General features: G+C 52.1%; 14 protein-coding genes. 13 read left to right on the top strand and 1 reads right to left on the bottom strand.

Annotation, left to right across the window (positions count from 1 at the left end; translation table 11 throughout):
- Positions 1-269: 269 nt before the first annotated feature.
- From tgt to ACOQPU_RS20975, 8 genes are all read left to right on the top strand, one after another.
- Positions 270-1,379, top strand: coding sequence for a tRNA guanosine(34) transglycosylase Tgt (gene tgt / locus ACOQPU_RS21010; RefSeq protein WP_420641794.1), 1,110 nt, complete (start codon positions 270-272; stop codon positions 1,377-1,379).
- 9 nt (positions 1,380-1,388) lie between these two features.
- Positions 1,389-2,201 carry an undecaprenyl-diphosphate phosphatase gene (locus ACOQPU_RS21005; protein WP_420641793.1) on the top strand — a complete coding sequence of 271 codons (813 nt, stop codon included), beginning with the start codon at positions 1,389-1,391 and terminating at the stop codon, positions 2,199-2,201.
- A gap of 3 nt (positions 2,202-2,204) precedes the next feature.
- Complete coding sequence (locus tag ACOQPU_RS21000) at positions 2,205-3,023, top strand: substrate-binding domain-containing protein (protein ID WP_420641792.1); 819 nt, start codon at positions 2,205-2,207, stop codon at positions 3,021-3,023.
- A gap of 261 nt (positions 3,024-3,284) precedes the next feature.
- The gene (locus ACOQPU_RS20995) at positions 3,285-4,022 is read left to right on the top strand and encodes a hypothetical protein (RefSeq protein WP_420641791.1); all 738 of its coding nucleotides are present in this window, start codon (positions 3,285-3,287) and stop codon (positions 4,020-4,022) included.
- A 334-nt stretch (positions 4,023-4,356) separates the two neighbouring features.
- Positions 4,357-5,550 (top strand): ornithine--oxo-acid transaminase, encoded by a 1,194-nt coding sequence (gene rocD, locus ACOQPU_RS20990; RefSeq protein WP_420641790.1) that lies wholly within the window; start codon positions 4,357-4,359, stop codon positions 5,548-5,550.
- Between the two features lie 248 nt (positions 5,551-5,798).
- Positions 5,799-6,179, top strand: coding sequence for a hypothetical protein (locus ACOQPU_RS20985; RefSeq protein ID WP_420641789.1), 381 nt, complete (start codon positions 5,799-5,801; stop codon positions 6,177-6,179).
- A 156-nt stretch (positions 6,180-6,335) separates the two neighbouring features.
- Positions 6,336-7,241, top strand: coding sequence for a DMT family transporter (locus ACOQPU_RS20980; RefSeq protein WP_420641788.1), 906 nt, complete (start codon positions 6,336-6,338; stop codon positions 7,239-7,241).
- A 127-nt stretch (positions 7,242-7,368) separates the two neighbouring features.
- On the top strand, positions 7,369-8,136 hold the full coding sequence (locus ACOQPU_RS20975) for a nucleoside phosphorylase (RefSeq protein ID WP_420641787.1): 768 nt from the start codon (positions 7,369-7,371) through the stop codon (positions 8,134-8,136).
- A gap of 88 nt (positions 8,137-8,224) precedes the next feature.
- Here the strand turns inward: ACOQPU_RS20975 and ACOQPU_RS20970 are convergent, their stop codons facing one another.
- On the bottom strand, positions 8,225-9,721 hold the full coding sequence (locus tag ACOQPU_RS20970; protein WP_420641786.1) for an aminoacyl--tRNA ligase-related protein: 1,497 nt from the start codon (positions 9,719-9,721) through the stop codon (positions 8,225-8,227).
- A gap of 515 nt (positions 9,722-10,236) precedes the next feature.
- Between ACOQPU_RS20970 and ACOQPU_RS20965 the strand changes: the two genes are divergently transcribed.
- From ACOQPU_RS20965 to ACOQPU_RS20945, 5 genes are all read left to right on the top strand, one after another.
- Complete coding sequence (locus ACOQPU_RS20965; RefSeq protein WP_420641785.1) at positions 10,237-10,719, top strand: hypothetical protein; 483 nt, start codon at positions 10,237-10,239, stop codon at positions 10,717-10,719.
- Positions 10,720-10,824: 105 nt separating this feature from the next.
- The gene (recJ, locus tag ACOQPU_RS20960) at positions 10,825-12,549 is read left to right on the top strand and encodes a single-stranded-DNA-specific exonuclease RecJ (RefSeq protein ID WP_420641784.1); all 1,725 of its coding nucleotides are present in this window, start codon (positions 10,825-10,827) and stop codon (positions 12,547-12,549) included.
- Positions 12,550-12,591: 42 nt separating this feature from the next.
- Positions 12,592-13,548: an SDR family NAD(P)-dependent oxidoreductase gene (locus ACOQPU_RS20955; RefSeq protein WP_420641783.1), complete on the top strand. Its 957-nt coding sequence runs from the start codon at positions 12,592-12,594 to the stop codon at positions 13,546-13,548.
- Between the two features lie 74 nt (positions 13,549-13,622).
- The gene (locus ACOQPU_RS20950; RefSeq protein ID WP_420641782.1) at positions 13,623-14,753 is read left to right on the top strand and encodes a ribonuclease D; all 1,131 of its coding nucleotides are present in this window, start codon (positions 13,623-13,625) and stop codon (positions 14,751-14,753) included.
- 88 nt (positions 14,754-14,841) lie between these two features.
- Positions 14,842-16,251 (top strand): MBL fold metallo-hydrolase RNA specificity domain-containing protein, encoded by a 1,410-nt coding sequence (locus tag ACOQPU_RS20945; protein ID WP_420641781.1) that lies wholly within the window; start codon positions 14,842-14,844, stop codon positions 16,249-16,251.
- The last annotated feature ends 28 nt before the right edge of the window (positions 16,252-16,279 follow it).

Raw genomic sequence — 16,279 nt, 5'->3', positions numbered from 1 at the left:
CTTTTTGGCAAATAGCAAATCAGTTGCTCGTACCGATGAGTTTAACACAAAGCGTTGAAGATAAATCTGGCAGCATAGGCAATTGGTTCCAAACTCCCTACTGGGTGCATAAAAGAGATGTCAGCGAATTTCACGCGAAGGCAACAAGACGCTAGGTTTTACCTTTTGCGCCTTGGCGTCTTTGCGTGAGTGAATCAGTTGCCTGACAACTTGTTAATGCCCCCCCTCCTTTTTGTGATAGTGACACGATTCACATATAATGCGGCGCTATGAAATTTGAGTTTAGGTTTGAAGTAACAGCCATCGATGGCAGCACAGCTGCCCGCAACGGCCGTTTTCACACCCCACACGGCATCATCGAAACCCCCGTCTTTGCCCCCGTAGGAACCCAGGCCACCGTGAAAGCGATACGGCCGTCTGACCTGCACCAACTGAACGCCAGCCTCATTTTGAGCAACACCTACCACCTCTACCTGCGCCCCGGCGACGAGCTAGTGAAGGAGCTGGGCGGTTTACATAACTTTATGCAGTGGGATGGCCCCATTCTTACCGACAGCGGTGGTTTTCAGGTGTTTAGCCTGAGCGATACCCGCAAAATTGATGCAGATGGGGTTACCTTCCAAAGTCACCACGATGGCTCTCGCCACCGCTTCACGCCTGAAAGCAGTATTGCTATTCAAGAGAATTTGGGGGCAGACATCATCATGGCTTTTGATGAATGTCCGCCGCCAGACGACTACGATTATGTCAAGAAATCGCTCGCGCGAACGCACCCGTGGCTGGAACGCTGCCTGGCGGCTAAAACCAGAAATGATCAGGCACTGTTTGGCATTGTGCAGGGCGGTATTTTTGCAGATTTACGGGAGGAAAGCGGCCGTTTCGTCACCGATCTTGATTTACCAGGATATGCTATTGGCGGTTTGGCTGTAGGCGAAACCAAGTCACAAATGCACGCCGTCCTCGATGTGCTGCAACCCATCCTGCCCCAAAATAAGCCACGCTACCTCATGGGGGTTGGTGCCCCAGAGGATTTGGTAAATGGCGTTATGCGCGGCCTAGACATTTTTGATTGCGTGCTGCCTACGCGACTGGCACGGCATGGCTCTGCCTTTGTGCTGGGTGGGCGGTTAAACTTGCGCAACGCCCAGTTCAGCCGCGATCCGCAGCCAATTGCTAATGATTGCGCCTGCTACTGTTGCCAAAACTTTAGCCGCGCCTACCTGCGCCATCTGGTAAAGGCCAACGAGATTTTGGGACACATGCTGCTCTCAACTCACAACCTTCATTTTCTCATTAACCTGATGCAGCAAATGCGAGAGGCTATTCGACAGGGTACGCTGGCACAATTCGGGGCAGATTTTTTGCAACATTACGATTAACGGATTTTTATGTCAATTATTGAAGCAATCATTATTGGAATTATTCAGGGAGCCACAGAATTCTTGCCTATCTCTAGCTCTGGCCACCTAGTGCTGCTGCCAGAGATTTTCCAAATGACCAGCCCAGACCTCACGCTGATTGGGCTGGTTCATGCGGGCACGCTGCTGGCGGTGCTCATCTACTTTCGGCAAGATTTGTGGGAAATTGTGAAGGCAGTGCTGCGCGATCTTTCCTTGCACCAGCCATTGGCCAGCAAGGAAGCCAAGCTAGGGTGGCTCATTGTGGTTGGCTCTATACCAGTAGCACTCATTGGCTTGCCTTTTGCTGGCTTTTTTGAAGATGTGTTTGGCAGCCCGCGCGTTGCGGCTGGATTTTTGCTGTTCACGGCTTTGCTGCTGGTGCTGGGGGAACGCGCACTCTCTGGCAAGAAAACAACAGCAGACATGACCTGGACCGACACGCTAATTATTGGCTTGTTCCAGGCATTGGCACTCTTCCCTGGCGTTTCGCGCAGCGGCAGCACCATTGTTGGCGGCTTGTCACGCGGCTTAGACCGACCGACGGCCGCTCGCTTCAGCTTCTTGTTAGGCATTCCGGCTATCTTGGGCGCGGGGTTACAGGCAATTCTGGAAATTTTTACAGTCGATGCCCAATTTTCTGGGAGCGTGTATGTGGTTTCGTTTGTGGCAGCGGCCGTTTCTGGGTATGCCTGTATTCATTGGCTGCTAACGTGGGTGAAAAACCATACGCTGTACGGCTTTGCCGCTTATGTGGCGTTGTTCAGCATCCTCTATTTGATCATTTCGTCTTTTGGCGGCTAGCTAATGAAACAACTACTTTGGCTGATCTTGCTGATCATCATTGCTGCCTGCGCTACCCAACCTGCATCACGGACGCCCCCGCCAGCACTGCCAACAACCGCATTGCTACAAATTGGCGTTGTCAGCAGTGCTGAACCCATCATTCCCCTACTGGAAGCAAGCTACGCGCCAGAAAATCCGCAGGTGACGCTACAATTTGTGGTGGGCAACCATTCGGCCCTGCTCGCTGATTTAGCCAATGGCCTGCTTGACGCCGTTTTGGTGCATCATATTCCTGAGGGAAACGGCCGTTACTTCAACCCGGTTGCGTTGGATGGTGTCGCCATTGTTACCCATCCAGATAATCCAGTCAATACGCTCACCCGCGCTGAGGTGCAGGCTATCTTCAACGGCCGTCTTACAAACTGGCAGGCGGTTGGCGGGCGTGATGAAGCGATTGTCTTGTTGAGCCGCGAGCCGGGGTCTGGCTTGGGCATCTTGCTGCGCCAGCGTGTGATGGCAGAGCAGCGCATCAGCCCCAACGTGCTGCTGCAAGCGGGTAATGAGGCCATGCTAACAGCCGTTGCTAACAATCCCGCTGCCGTTGGGTTTAGCAGCATGGGCAGTGCCACTCAACATTCGGGGGTAAAGATTGTGATGGTAGACGGCCGTTCCGCCACGCAAAGCAGCACCCGTGACCAAACATACCCACTCACCACCCCGCTCTACTTCCTGGCCGCCACGGAGGCTGAACCAACTGGCGAACTGCGTGCTTTTTTGGCCTGGCTGCAATCTGACGCGGGGCAGACGGTCCTGGGGGATTTGTACGGCCGTATTCGTTAAATAAAGCTAGCATGAGACTTTATAACAATCCCATCAAGGCGGATGGGCGTATGCCCAATAAAATAGCCACGTCAACAACGTATCTTTTTTTTCTACGCATCACCAACCTACTCAAGTGAAATCAAGCTCGAGCTATACACAGTTTTTAATCGGACTCTATTTAGATCCTCAAGAAACTTGACTTATCTTACTTTTAGGCAATAAAATAAAGTAAAATTTGTGTAACTTCTCTCTATACAGTTCATTCCATGCGAGGGTAACTTGTCAGCAAAGCCTGAGGAATCTGGAGCAAAATGGTGGCTTAGGTACATTCTAGTTCCGCTGTTTGGTGGAGGTGGAGTTATTGCTATTGTGGTCGCCCTAATTAACAATCCTCTCGCCATCAGGCAGCAGTCGCCCACCCCAATTACACTAAACGGGTCTTTTTTTGAAGAGAAGTTTCTTAGACCAGAATTACAGAGTTGGCTCTCGTTTGAAAACGGTGGAGAGATCAATCACTTAAATTTTGGCGGTATACAGCTCAAACAACTTTTTGGATCTGAGTTTCCATTTCTGCTATCTGGTTCAAATCCATTCCCAGAGTCTGGTGAATTCGAGTTATCGGTTCAATTTCGATATGACAAAGTTACCCATTATGGCTCTGGAATTAGTATAGCTATTTGTTGCCAAACTAATGCTACACCATCTCACGCTAATACTCTGGTTTCAATTTGGCAAGATTCTTCTGACGGCATCCGAGTTGAAACTTGGGATTACGAAAATCTTTCAAGGAGTTATTATTTCCTTGGACAAGGAATCACATCCACTGAAGAACACATTTTTAAATTGCAATACTTAGATGACGACACTGCACTAATCAGTGTAGATAATCAGGATTTAGCTCTTTTTACCGCGAGCAGACGCCCTAATCAAATCTGGATTGGAAACCCTTTCCAATATGATCCTCCTCAGGAATGGTCGGCAATTTCTGTTAGAAGTATACATGTTACATCTAAATAGAAGACTTTTTTAGGCTCAAGGCGAAGTACACACTCCGTTTTATCTCATCCTACAACTTTTTCCCCATAGACAGAAACCATTTCCCTCTCTATAATGAGGCTTGAAAAACAACATAGTTTTTGTGAAAAGATAACGGCGTACTTCTCGTCGTTTGAGCAAAGCCTGATGACCGGATATTGTCCGATTTGATCAGGCTTTTTTTTATAAAACTGGAACCTGGTCAGGTGACAGTCACTTGGGACTCTATCTCACATCATTAAACAGTTAATGAAGTGACAGTCACCTCAAAATGCAACATTAAATTCCCAATACCCATTGGCAAGGAGTATGTAATATGAAAAGTCAACGCTTTATTGAATTGGATGAAACCTACGGTGCCCACAACTATCATCCACTGGACGTGGTGATTGAAAAGGCAGATGGCGTCTGGGTGTATGATGTAGATGGCAAAAAGTATCTGGATTGCCTGGCAGCATATTCGGCTGTAAACCAGGGCCATTGCCATCCTGGCATTTTGGCCGCAGCCACCGAACAAATGCATAAAGTCACCCTCACCTCACGCGCGTTTCGCAACGACCAGATGGGGCCGTTCCTCAAAGAGCTGTGCGATCTAACCAACTACGAAATGGCATTGCCTATGAACACCGGGGCCGAAGCAGTAGAAACGGCCGTTAAAGCCGTACGTAAGTGGGGCTACGAAACCAAAAATGTGCCCGCCAACCAGGCAGAAATTATCGTTTGCGAAGGCAACTTCCACGGCCGTACCACCACCATTATTGGCTTCTCCAGCGAAGAGAGCTACAAACATAATTTTGGCCCCTTTGCCCCCGGCTTTGTGATGATTCCTTACGGTGATGCGGCTGCCCTTGAAGCGGCCATTACACCCAACACCGTTGGCTTTCTCTTCGAGCCTATCCAGGGTGAAGGGGGTGTCATCATCCCACCGGCAGGGTTCATCAAAGAAGCATACGACATTTGCCAGCGACACAATGTACTTTTTGTGGCAGATGAGATTCAAACGGGATTCGGCCGTACGGGCAAACTGTTTGCCTGTGATCATGAGGGGGTGAAGCCAGATGTCACCATCGTCGGCAAGGCGCTAAGCGGCGGCTTTTACCCGGTTTCTGCTGTGTTAAGCGACCGCAACGTGTTGGGCTTGTTCCATCCCGGCGACCACGGCAGCACGTTTGGCGGAAATCCATTGGGAGCAGCCGTTGGGCGTGCCGCACTTAACGCATTGGTGGACGGCGATCTGGTGGAACGTTCTCGTGAGCTAGGCGAATATTTCAAAGGCCGCTTGCAGCGTGTAGAAAGTGACCACATCAAAGAAGTGCGCGGCAAAGGGTTGTTCATTGGTGTGGAACTGCACACGCGCTCGCGTCGCTTCTGCGAGACACTGCAAGAACGCGGCATTTTGTGCAAAGAAACGCACGAAAACGTCATCCGCTTTGCTCCGCCACTGGTCATCAGCAAAGAAGAGATCGACTGGGCCATGGAACACATCGAACCTGTCTTAATGATGCCCTAAAACAACCAGTTTGCAGATGCGAAACCTTTTTGCACAGCCATAAACAGTAAGAGGCTGGGGAATCTCCAGCCTCTTATCTTTTTCACTGATTGTGACTAATTTCTGCGAACGCCAATGCAGATGCACAGCACGTCAATTGTCAGGGTAAGCAAGTAAAAATCCTTGTACAGTGTATTGACAGCTTGAAGGTAGGTATCTAAGATGCGGTGTAGAACATAGAGCATCACTATCAATAAAAGGCAGTGCCAATGGAACCAAGTAAATGGGATTATTGCACCATCGTTTTTAGAACGTACCACAATGTGGGCGGCAGCGAACATGCCGGTTTGAACTATGGTTTGTTGTGGTTTGAAGCAGAGGCAAAGGGTGTAAACGGCCGTTACGCGGCTGGTAAATCCAATGAAATTCCTTTTGGTCGCATAGCCGAAGGCGTGCCAGATTCAGGCAATGCCGCCCATGTAAATGTCCACCAGGACCTGATGAACAAGCTGCGGCAAGATGGTTGGGAACCCGTTTCCGGCGGTGGCTCTGGCTGGTGGGAGAAACGATTCCGCCGCGATGCGAGCAAAGCACCCCAATCATTCTTACAAAAAGTTCGCAGCTATTTCTCTAAAAAAAACAACCAATAAGACTTACACATTTGCTCTAACCAGACTACAAAAGTCTTGGGCCTAGTGGTGCTAATTCCAGAGAGAGTAGGACTTTTGTAGTCTTCACTGCGTAAATCCTGAGCCAAATAATCTCCCCCTGACAAATCCCCTCTAACCCGTTATCATTCCACGCTTATGCATACGAAAGCATTTCCCTACGTGGGTCTGCTGGGCTTTTTGTGGGGGACGAATCTCGTCGTCATGCGCGTTGGCGTGGGACAATTCGATCCGGTGGTATTTGTGGGCGTGCGGCTGCTGCTGGCCAGCCTGGCTTTTGTCGCAGTTTACACCTTCTCCAGCCGCCGCAAATTGCCCACCGACCGCAGGCTGTGGCTTTATGCTACCTTTCTTGGCATCGTCAGCACGGCCATTCCGATGACGGCAATCGTCAGTTCGCTTACCTACCAATCCAGCGGCATCACAGCGTTGCTCATTACAACCGCACCTGCATACATTACGATTGCTGCCCACTTTTTTCTGCCCGATGAACAAATGAATCTGCGCAAGCTGCTGGGCGTGTTTCTGGCTTTGGGTGGTGCTGCCCTGATTGTGCTACGCGGCGAAAGCGGGCTACCCGATATTGCCCAGGGTAGCCCGATTGGTTACGCGTTAGTCATCTCGGCCATGCTGTTTGAGACGGCAGGGACGATTTTGATTCGACGACAAATGCAGCAGTTCAGTGCGTTTGACGTAACGGCCGTTCGCCTTACAATCGCCGGTTTAACAGTCATGCCCATTGCTGTGCTTTTGCGGGGCTTCGATTTGTCTCAGGTGACCAGCAGCGGCTGGTTCTCGTTGGTTTACGCAACGTTGATAGGGGCATTCTCGGCCCAAATCCTTGCTTTCCACGTCACCAAGCGGTTTGGTGCCACCGCTTTTTCATTAACCAGCTATGTCATCCCTGTGGTGGCGGCCATCACTGGCGTGCTGTGGCTTAATGAGACGATAACGGTATGGATGATGCTGGGCATGGTGTTTATCGGCAGCGGAATTTTGTTGATAAACGGCCGTCGCAGCCTCAAGCTCATGCCCAATCCGTAGAAAACAGTAACCGGCCAGTCTGCATAGAGACTTTTGAAGTTTTTGACTTCAATCACAGTAATTTCCAGGCGTAGAGACTTCAAAAGTCTGATCGTTTACGAAAAATATAAGCCACAGAGAATTGATCATGAACCAGAAACCTTACCCAATCCTTGAATTTGACCCTGACAACAGTGCCTTTATTGATCCACAGGCAGTGCTGAAGCCAATTGATATTCCCCGGCGCTGTGTTCTCTGCTTTTTTCAGGACGTGCTGAAGCAGATGCATGAAGACGGCCGTCTCCAGATCATCTATCAGCTTGGTTCAGAAATCGGCAAAAACCCAGTGTACGAGATGAAAGTTGAGGGCGAGCGGATTGCCGTGCTGCACCCCGGCGTGGGCGCACCGCTGGCGGGTGCATTTTTGGAAGAGCTAATCGCTCTAGGCTGCCGCGACTTTATTGCCTGCGGCGGCTGCGGCGTGCTGGATAGCGAGCTTGGGCTGGGGCATGTGGTGGTCCCGGCAACGGCCGTTCGGGATGAAGGCACCTCCTACCACTACCTGCCTCCGAGCCGGGAAGTTGCCGCCCACCCAGACGCAGTGCAAGCCATTGAGCAAGCGTTGCAAAAACATCACGTTCCGTACGTTGTGGGCAAAACGTGGACGACCGATGCCGTCTACCGAGAAACGCCCACGCGCATTGCCCGTCGTCGTGAGGAAGGATGCCATGTGGTCGAGATGGAATCTGCTGCCTTTTTTGCCATCGCACAGTTTCGCGCGGTGCGGTTTGGGCAACTGCTCTACGGCGGCGACGATTTGACTGGGGATGAGTGGGACAATCGTAACTGGCAAAAAGAAAGCTCCACCCGCGCCCGACTCTTCCAGCTTGCCGTCGAAGCCGCTCTACTCTTATGAAATAATCCGCAGATTTCGCAGATTAACGCAGATTGGTTTTGTCGCATCAAAAATCTGCGCTAATCTGTGTCAATCTGCGGATAAAAATCTATTGTTCGGCCAGCCGCTTGGTCACGTGTTTGAGGAGATCGTCCAGAGGAATAACGGCCGTTTCACCACCAGCTCTCTCCTTCACCTCCACGCCACCAGCCGCCAGCGACCGTTGGCCCACCGTCAGGCGCAGCGGCAGCCCGATGAGGTCTGCATCGTTGAACTTCACCCCTGGCCGCACATCTCGGTCGTCAAACAACACCTCAATGCCTGCTTGTTGCAGATTTTGGTAGAGAGAAACGGCCGTATCCTCCCCACCTCGCAGCGCCAACAGATGCACCTGGTACGGCGCGATGGCGGCTGGCCAAACCAACCCTGCCTCGTCCTGATGATGCTCCGCCAGGCAAGCCAGCAGCCGCGTCACGCCTATGCCGTAGCAGCCCATCACAATTGGGCGCGCTTCGTTCTGCTCATCCACAAAGGTAGCGTCCATCGTGCTGCTGTAGCGTGTACCCAGCTTGAAGATGTTGGCCACCTCCACCGCCCGCACCATGCGCAGCGGCTGGCCGCAGTTGGCGCAGGCGTCGCTTTCCTGCGCGGCGGTAATGTCGCCCACTTTGTCCACCTTGGCACCCCACATTTTGGGATCAATGGCATCGTCCAAAACCCATAGTCCACTGCCTTGCCCGGTGGTCGGACGCAGCCGCTGCGCCTTGAGCAGATGTGTGAGTTTGGTCTCGTTTACTAGATGGCCTGCCGGGAAAACGGCCGTTACCACCTGCTCAACCGTCTCTTCCCCATCAACCAGTTCAACTATAAAGTTAGCCGATTCCGTGCCGCGAATTTTTTCTGGCTTACGGAAAGTTGCTACCTGACGATTGGCTTGATAGCCACAACCATCACACAGCAGCAGCGTATCCTCCCCAATCGGCGTCAGGTACATAAATTCGTGTGCCAGCGTGCCGCCCATCATACCTACATCCGCCTCCACTGCCAGCACCGGCAGCCCCACGCGGGCAAAAATGCGGAGGTACACATCGAAGTGCGCCTGATACTGTTCATCCAGCCCGGCGTCGTCTGCATCCAGGCTGTAGCTATCTAGCATGGTAAATTCGCGGCCGCGAATTAGCCCAGCGCGCGGCCGCGGGTCGTCGCGCCATTTGGTTTGGATGTGGTACGCCATCTGCGGCAGCTGCCGGTACGACTGGATTTCCTGCCGGGCCAGCTCGGCCAGCGTTTCTTCGTGGGAGAGGGCCAGGGTGAGGGAACGGCCGTTTCTATCTACCAGCCGCCCCAGTTCCGCATCAATCTCATACCATCGCCCCGATGCTTGCCACAGTGCCGCCGGATGCACAATCGGCATCTTAATCTCTTGCCCGCCGAGCGCGTCCATCTCTTGCCGCATGATGGCTTCCAGTTTTTGCAGCGTGCGCTGCCCTAAATGCAAATAGCTAAACACACCGGCCGCCACCTGCCGCACAAACCCTGCCCGCAGCAGCAGCTCATGTCCTTTCACTTCTGTCGCTGCCGGAGCCTCCCGCAGCGTTTCATTCATCAACCGACTCATTCTCATTTTTAAAAAACCTTAGCCCCTCAGGGCAGCCACAGAGGTCACAGAGGAAAAAGAGGAAATTCTCTTAAAACTCTGTGTTCTCTGTGGCAAATAATAAATTCCATTCACCAGTCTCCGACACAAAAAAAGCCCCGTGCCGGGCAGACACGGGGCAAAGCATTTTCACAGTTGCAAATCAGGTGATGGTTAGGTGAGGAAATTGATGTGCTGATTATGTGACAAACGCCAGCCGCCCGCTGCCTTGGCAACGGGGCTAGTAGGTGCAGGTGCGTAAATCATGTTTAGCCAATCGTTCATCGTGGGGAAACAATACAGAAAACAGTTGCGAATGTCAACAATTTTACTGATCTTGATTTACAAACTTTTTACACCCCAACAACATTTTCCTGCAAAACGGCCGTTAATCTCCCACTCATCAACAACTTCTCGGCTAAGCCGAGAACATATCGCAAGCGTTCGCAAGGTTAGCCAGCGTTTGCCGCCACAAGGAGACGAAAATGTTGCAAAGTTTGTTGAAAAAGAAGTCAGTTTGGATTGTAATGATGTTGCTGGGTAGCTTGTTTGTAGTAACGGCCGTTTCTGCCGACACCGCCACAGGCACAGGCTGGGTAGAAGCTCACGGCAGCGGCACCGCCGGGCTAAAAGGGAACATTGACCGCCTGCATATCAACGGCAATGGTGTCCTCTACTATTACGACGGTGGCCAAACCGACACCCCAGAAGTGACGGGCGTGGGGCGCAAAATTGAGTTGCCCAACGGCTGGGTCAAATGGGTTGGCTTCCACGGTTCCTTCCACCTGGAAGATGCAGATCATGTAAAGGTGGTTCTGCACGGGCGTGATATTGACCTATACGCCTCTGGAACCGGGAGCATTTGGCTGCGCGGACATGGTACCTACACACACGGCCGTATCGACGGTACCATCGTTCACGGCCTCTGGTCACATCCAGATTCCACAGATGAAATGCCCCTTGAGTAAGTAAATTGGAGATTGGAGATTAGAGATTGATCAATCTCCAGTCTCCAGTCTCTAATCTCTCTCTCCACTGGCAAGCCCCCCCGCTCCGTGTTACCATTCGGAGCTATGAACCGACCCACAACATTGCGTAAAAGCATCTGGCAAGTTGCCCCCCGCGTGCCGGACCACATTCAAGAAAAATTTGGCCATATCCATCCTGTCATGCTCCAGGTTTTGTACAACCGAGGCATCATTGAGCCAGCCGATGTCCAAGCCTTTTTAGAAGGGCGGTACCTGGAATCCACAGACCCATTTTTGCTGCCAGATATGGACAAGGCAGTCGCCCGAATCGAGCAAGCAATTGATAATGAAGAACAGATTGCCGTTTATGGCGATTTTGATGCCGACGGCGTTACCAGCACGGTGCTGCTGACGCAGGCCCTGCGTAGTTTTGGCATTGAGCATGATTTGGTACGGCCGTACATCCCCAACCGCGTCGATGAAGGATATGGTCTCAATACCGAGGCACTCACCTGGCTGAAAGAGAAAGGCGTCAGCCTCGTTATCACTGTCGATTGCGGCATTCGCTCTGTGTTTGAGGTGGAACACGCCAACCAGCTCGGTCTGGATGTGATTGTTACCGACCACCACAGCTTGGGGCCAAAGATGCCGCCAGGAACGGCCGTTATCAACCCCAAACGCCCAGATTCAACTTACCCAGACGACATGCTCGCTGGCGTAGGCATCGCCTTCAAACTGGCCCAAGCCCTCAAACAATCGCGCCCAGACCAGGCCAACTTTGAGGAAGCAGATTTGCTCGATCTCGTAGCCATCGGCACCGTCGCTGATCTGGCTCCGCTGCTCAAAGAAAACCGCAAACTGGTAATTGACGGGCTAAAATCACTCAACAACTCCAAGCGTGCGGGCATCGCCGCCATTTCTCGCACGGCACGCCTCACCCCCGGCAACCTCACGGCCGAATCCATCGCCTTTGGTATTGGCCCGCGCATTAACGCGGCGGGCCGTTTGGATAGTGCCTATGCCGCCGCCCGCCTTCTTGCCGTCAAGGAAGCCGAAGTGGCCGATTACTTTGCCCGCCAGCTAGATGGTCTAAACCGCGAGCGACAAAAACTCACCGCAGAACTCAGCGAGAAGGCTGAAAGCATGGTGGAGCCAGACAGTGCCATTCTCATCGCGGCCGACACGTCATTCAAATCTGGCGTCGTGGGGCTGGTGGCTAGCCGTCTGGCGGAAAAGCATTACCGTCCGGCTATCGTCATCGAGCAAGGGGAAGAAGAAAGTCGTGGGTCTTGCCGTTCGATCGATCAGTTTCACATCACTGACGCGCTGGACGAGGTAGCGGACTTGCTGGTGCGCCACGGCGGTCATGCCCAGGCAGCAGGGTTTACCGTTCGCAACGGCAATCTACCTGAATTTCTCAATCGCATTGCTGAAGTGGCGGAACGCAAGCTGCAAGATGTGGAGCTAATTCCCACGCTCACCATCGACGCTGAAATTGCGCTGGAGGATGTAGATTGGGCACTGTTTGAGCATTTTCAGCAGTTAGAGCCAACCGGTGCAGCCAATCCCCAGCCCATCTTTTTGAGCCGAGGCGTAGAGGTAATTCACCATCGTGCCGTCGGGCAAAAGGGTGCCCATTTGCAGCTTACCCTCAGCGCAGACAGCATGAACGGCTACCGCGAAATTGGGGCGATTGCCTTCCGGCAGGGAGAGTGGGCCAGCCACTTGCCGCAAACAATCGATCTGGTGTATGGCATCAGCGTCAACGAGTGGCGCGGCCGGCGCAATTTGCAGCTCATGGTGAAGGATGTACGGCCGTCACAATTTTAGAGATTAGAGACCAACCAGTCTCCAATCCCCTTGAAAACCAATATGAAAATACTCGTCACCGGCGCAGCCGGATTCATCGGCAGCAATCTTGCCGAAAAGTTAGCCAAACGGGGCGATACCGTTATGGGGCTAGACAACTTCAATGATTATTACGACCCCGCCAAAAAGCGCGCCAACGAAGCCAGGCTAACAGCTTACCCCAACTTCCGCATGGTAGAGCAAGATGTACGCCAGCGGCAGGCAATGTTTGATCTGTTTGAAACCGAAAAATTTGATGCAGTTGCCCATCTGGCAGCAATGGCAGGGGTACGCAACGCGGTGCTGCACCCGGATTTATACGTGCAGGTAAACCTAAACGGTACCCAAAATCTACTGGACGCAGCCCGCGCGGTTGGCGGCGTGCAAAATTTTGTCATGGCCTCCACCTCTTCCGTGTATGGCAACACCACGCAAATTCCGTTTGTGGAAACAGACCCGTGCGACCGCCCCTTACAGCCATACGCATCTGCCAAACGCGCTGCCGAGATGCTGGGCCATGCGTATCACCATCTGTACGGGCTGAATTTTACGGCCGTTCGCTTTTTCACCGTCTATGGGCCAAACGGCCGTCCCGACATGATGGCCTACCTGGTGGCAGAAAGCGTCGCTAAAGGCATACAAATTCCTCTGTACGATGGCGGCCAAATGTACCGCGACTGGACCTTTGTGGATGACATTACCGATGGTGTGATGGCTGCGCTAGACAGGCCACTTGGTTATGAAATCATCAATCTGGGGCGTGGCGAACCCACCCTGCTGAAAGAGTTTGTGCAGATGATAGAAAGATTGGGTGGACGGCCCGCCAACGTGGTACACAAACCGCGCCTGGCAGCAGACTTTGTAAAAAATCAGGCAGACATCAGCAAAGCACGCCAATTGCTAAATTACAACCCCCAAATTTCAGTGGCAGAGGGGGTGCAGCGATTTTGGGAATGGTATGAAAAGACTATTCTTTCTTAATCGTGAACTTGACCAAACTGCTATAATGAGTGTCCAAATTTCCTGACCACTACCGCAAGCTGGAGCATCTTTTTGTGAATTTACCGCCACATAAACTCATTACAACGCAGCCCGATTGGCAACCTTGTTTAGAACGACTGCAAGCAGAGCCACGCCTGGCTATTGATTTGGAAGCCAACAGCATGCACGCCTATCGTGAAGAGGTATGCCTCATCCAAATCAGCATCCCCCATCAAGATTACATTGTCGATCCGCTCAGCGTCACAAATTTATCTGGCCTGGGTAAAATCATCCAAAATCCCCAGGTCGAGAAGGTCTTCCACGCAGCGGAATATGATCTGATATTGCTAAAGCGGCAATTTGATTGGCAGCTCCAAAATCTGTTCGATACGATGTGGGCAGCCCGCATTTTGGGTTACCAGCGGTATGGCCTGGCTAGCATGATTGAAACGGTTTACAACATTAAGCTAGATAAGCGGTATCAAAAATCGAACTGGTGCAGACGGCCGTTATCCCCTGAACAACGCACCTATGCCCAGCTAGACACCCACTACCTGTTACAGCTACGTGACCACCTGGACCAAGAGCTGCAAGCAGCAGGCCGGCTGGATGAAGCCTCCGAAACGTTCGCCGAGCAGACCCATGTGAAGCTAAGCGACAATACCTTTGATCCCGACAACGACTTTTGGTCGATCAGCGGGGCTTATGATTTAACCCGACAGCAGCAGGCCGTGCTGCGTGCCCTGGCAATTTACCGGGACAAGGAAGCGCGCGACAAAAATCGGCCGTTGTTCAAGATTTTCAACGACCGAACCTTGCTGGAATTGGCGCAAACGTTGCCGTCTAGCATCCCTGCCCTGCGGGATGTATATGGCATGTCAGCTGGGCAAACGCGGCGGTACGGCCGTCAGATACTCAACACCATCGCCAACGGGCTGCATGCCCCGCATCCCCCCTTCCCCAAACGCACAGAGCGGCCGCCAGACGCTGCCATAAACCGATTCGACAAGCTCCACACCTGGCGCAAACAGACTGCCAGCCAGCGCGGCGTTGAGTCTGATGTCATCATCAGCAAAGATGCCCTGTGGGCAATTGCCTTGCGCAACCCAAAAACAGAAGCCGAGTTGGCCCAACTAGATGAGGTGGGTGCGTGGCGCTGCAAAACTTATGGCAAAGCGATTCTAGCTGTCCTGCGTAAAACCTAAAAAGCCACCGAGATTAGAGATTTACCCAGAACATAAACCAATTCTCTAAATCTTCTGTGGCCTCTGTGGCAAACAAAAGGAGAAAAAGATGGAGATTACGTTTCACGGCGCGGTGCGTACCGTTACCGGTTCACAACATTTGGTAGAGGTCAACGGCCTCAAAATCTTGCTTGATTGCGGTCTGTACCAGGGTTCTCGCAAAGAAAGCTATAGCCGCAACCAAAATCTGCCATTTAACGCAAATGAAGTTGATGTGCTGGTGCTTTCTCATGCCCATATCGACCACAGCGGCAACATTCCTAATCTGGTCAAAAGCGGCTTTACGGGAGACATTATTTGCACATACGCCACGCGCGATTTGTGCGCCATTATGCTGCGCGACAGTGCCAAAATCCAGCAATACGATATTGAATATGTGAACAAGAAGCGGCAACGGCAAAATTTACCGCCAGTGGAACCCATCTACACCATAAGCGACGCGGTTGAGAGCCTGAAACACTTTATTGGCATTGGGTATGAACGGCCGTACAAACTCACCCCCAACATTAACCTCACCTTTTACGACGCCGGGCATATTCTCGGCTCTGCCATTGTAGCTCTGGACATTGTTGACCAGGAAGAAAAGCGTGATGTCCGGCTGGTGTTTAGCGGCGATATTGGTCGCCCCAACCGCCCCATTTTGCGCGACCCCACCTTTTTGGAAGAAGCCGATGTGCTGCTCATAGAAAGCACCTACGGCAACCGGTACCATGCGGAACTGGATGAAGCAAAAAACAAGCTAGAGCAAATCGTCAATAAAACGTGCAAGCGTTCTGGCAAGTTGATTGTTCCTGCTTTTGCGGTTGGGCGCACCCAGGAGTTGGTTTACCGCCTGCACCAGCTTGTAGAAGCGCGTGACATCTCGCCCAATTTACCAATCTATGTGGACAGTCCCCTAGCCATCGACGCAACTGGCATCTACCGCTTGCACCCGGAAGCGTATGATGAGGAAACCCATGAATTTTTGGCTGGGGATCGGCATAATGATCCCTTTGGGTTTGACATGATGCGCTACACACGCTCTACCAGTGAATCTAAAGAGCTGAACTTCTTACGCGAACCGGCTGTGATCATCAGTGCCAGCGGCATGGCAGAGGCGGGACGCATTTTGCACCACCTGAAAAACAATGTGGAAGACCCACGCAACACCATTTTGATTGTGGGCTGGCAAGCCCCCCATACGCTTGGGCGGCGCATTGTGGAAAAGAAGGCAAAGATTCGCATTTTTGGTGAGGAGTATGAGCTGAAAGCAGAGGTCGCCACCATTAATGGCCTGAGTGCACACGCCGATCGTGCGGAGTTGTTGGAATGGACAGGGCATTTAAAGAAACGGCCGTTTCACACCTTCATCGTTCATGGGGAAGAAGAAGCCTCGTTGGCCCTCGCCGATGCTTTGCAACAGGAACAGCAATTTGAAAACGTAGCGGTGCCTGAGCTTGGTCAAAAATTCAAAGTTTAAGAACCAAGGAGCCCATTCGCTAATCCGA

The sequence above is a fragment of the Candidatus Leptofilum sp. genome (assembly GCF_965223285.1).
Taxonomy (GTDB): Bacteria; Chloroflexota; Anaerolineae; order Promineifilales; family Promineifilaceae; genus Leptofilum.
This window is presented reverse-complemented; position numbering and strand designations above follow the sequence as displayed.

Excerpts from the sequence above, each read along its gene's own strand:
- tgt (WP_420641794.1), top strand. The coding sequence starts at position 270 with ATGAAATTTGAGTTTAGGTTTGAAGTAACAGCCATCGATGGCAGCACA.
- ACOQPU_RS21005 (WP_420641793.1), top strand. The coding sequence starts at position 1,389 with ATGTCAATTATTGAAGCAATCATTATTGGAATTATTCAGGGAGCCACA.
- ACOQPU_RS21000 (WP_420641792.1), top strand. The coding sequence starts at position 2,205 with ATGAAACAACTACTTTGGCTGATCTTGCTGATCATCATTGCTGCCTGC.
- rocD (WP_420641790.1), top strand. The coding sequence starts at position 4,357 with ATGAAAAGTCAACGCTTTATTGAATTGGATGAAACCTACGGTGCCCAC.
- ACOQPU_RS20985 (WP_420641789.1), top strand. The coding sequence starts at position 5,799 with ATGGAACCAAGTAAATGGGATTATTGCACCATCGTTTTTAGAACGTAC.
- ACOQPU_RS20980 (WP_420641788.1), top strand. The coding sequence starts at position 6,336 with ATGCATACGAAAGCATTTCCCTACGTGGGTCTGCTGGGCTTTTTGTGG.
- ACOQPU_RS20975 (WP_420641787.1), top strand. The coding sequence starts at position 7,369 with ATGAACCAGAAACCTTACCCAATCCTTGAATTTGACCCTGACAACAGT.
- ACOQPU_RS20970 (WP_420641786.1), bottom strand. The coding sequence starts at position 9,721 with ATGAATGAAACGCTGCGGGAGGCTCCGGCAGCGACAGAAGTGAAAGGA.
- ACOQPU_RS20965 (WP_420641785.1), top strand. The coding sequence starts at position 10,237 with ATGTTGCAAAGTTTGTTGAAAAAGAAGTCAGTTTGGATTGTAATGATG.
- recJ (WP_420641784.1), top strand. The coding sequence starts at position 10,825 with ATGAACCGACCCACAACATTGCGTAAAAGCATCTGGCAAGTTGCCCCC.
- ACOQPU_RS20955 (WP_420641783.1), top strand. The coding sequence starts at position 12,592 with ATGAAAATACTCGTCACCGGCGCAGCCGGATTCATCGGCAGCAATCTT.
- ACOQPU_RS20945 (WP_420641781.1), top strand. The coding sequence starts at position 14,842 with ATGGAGATTACGTTTCACGGCGCGGTGCGTACCGTTACCGGTTCACAA.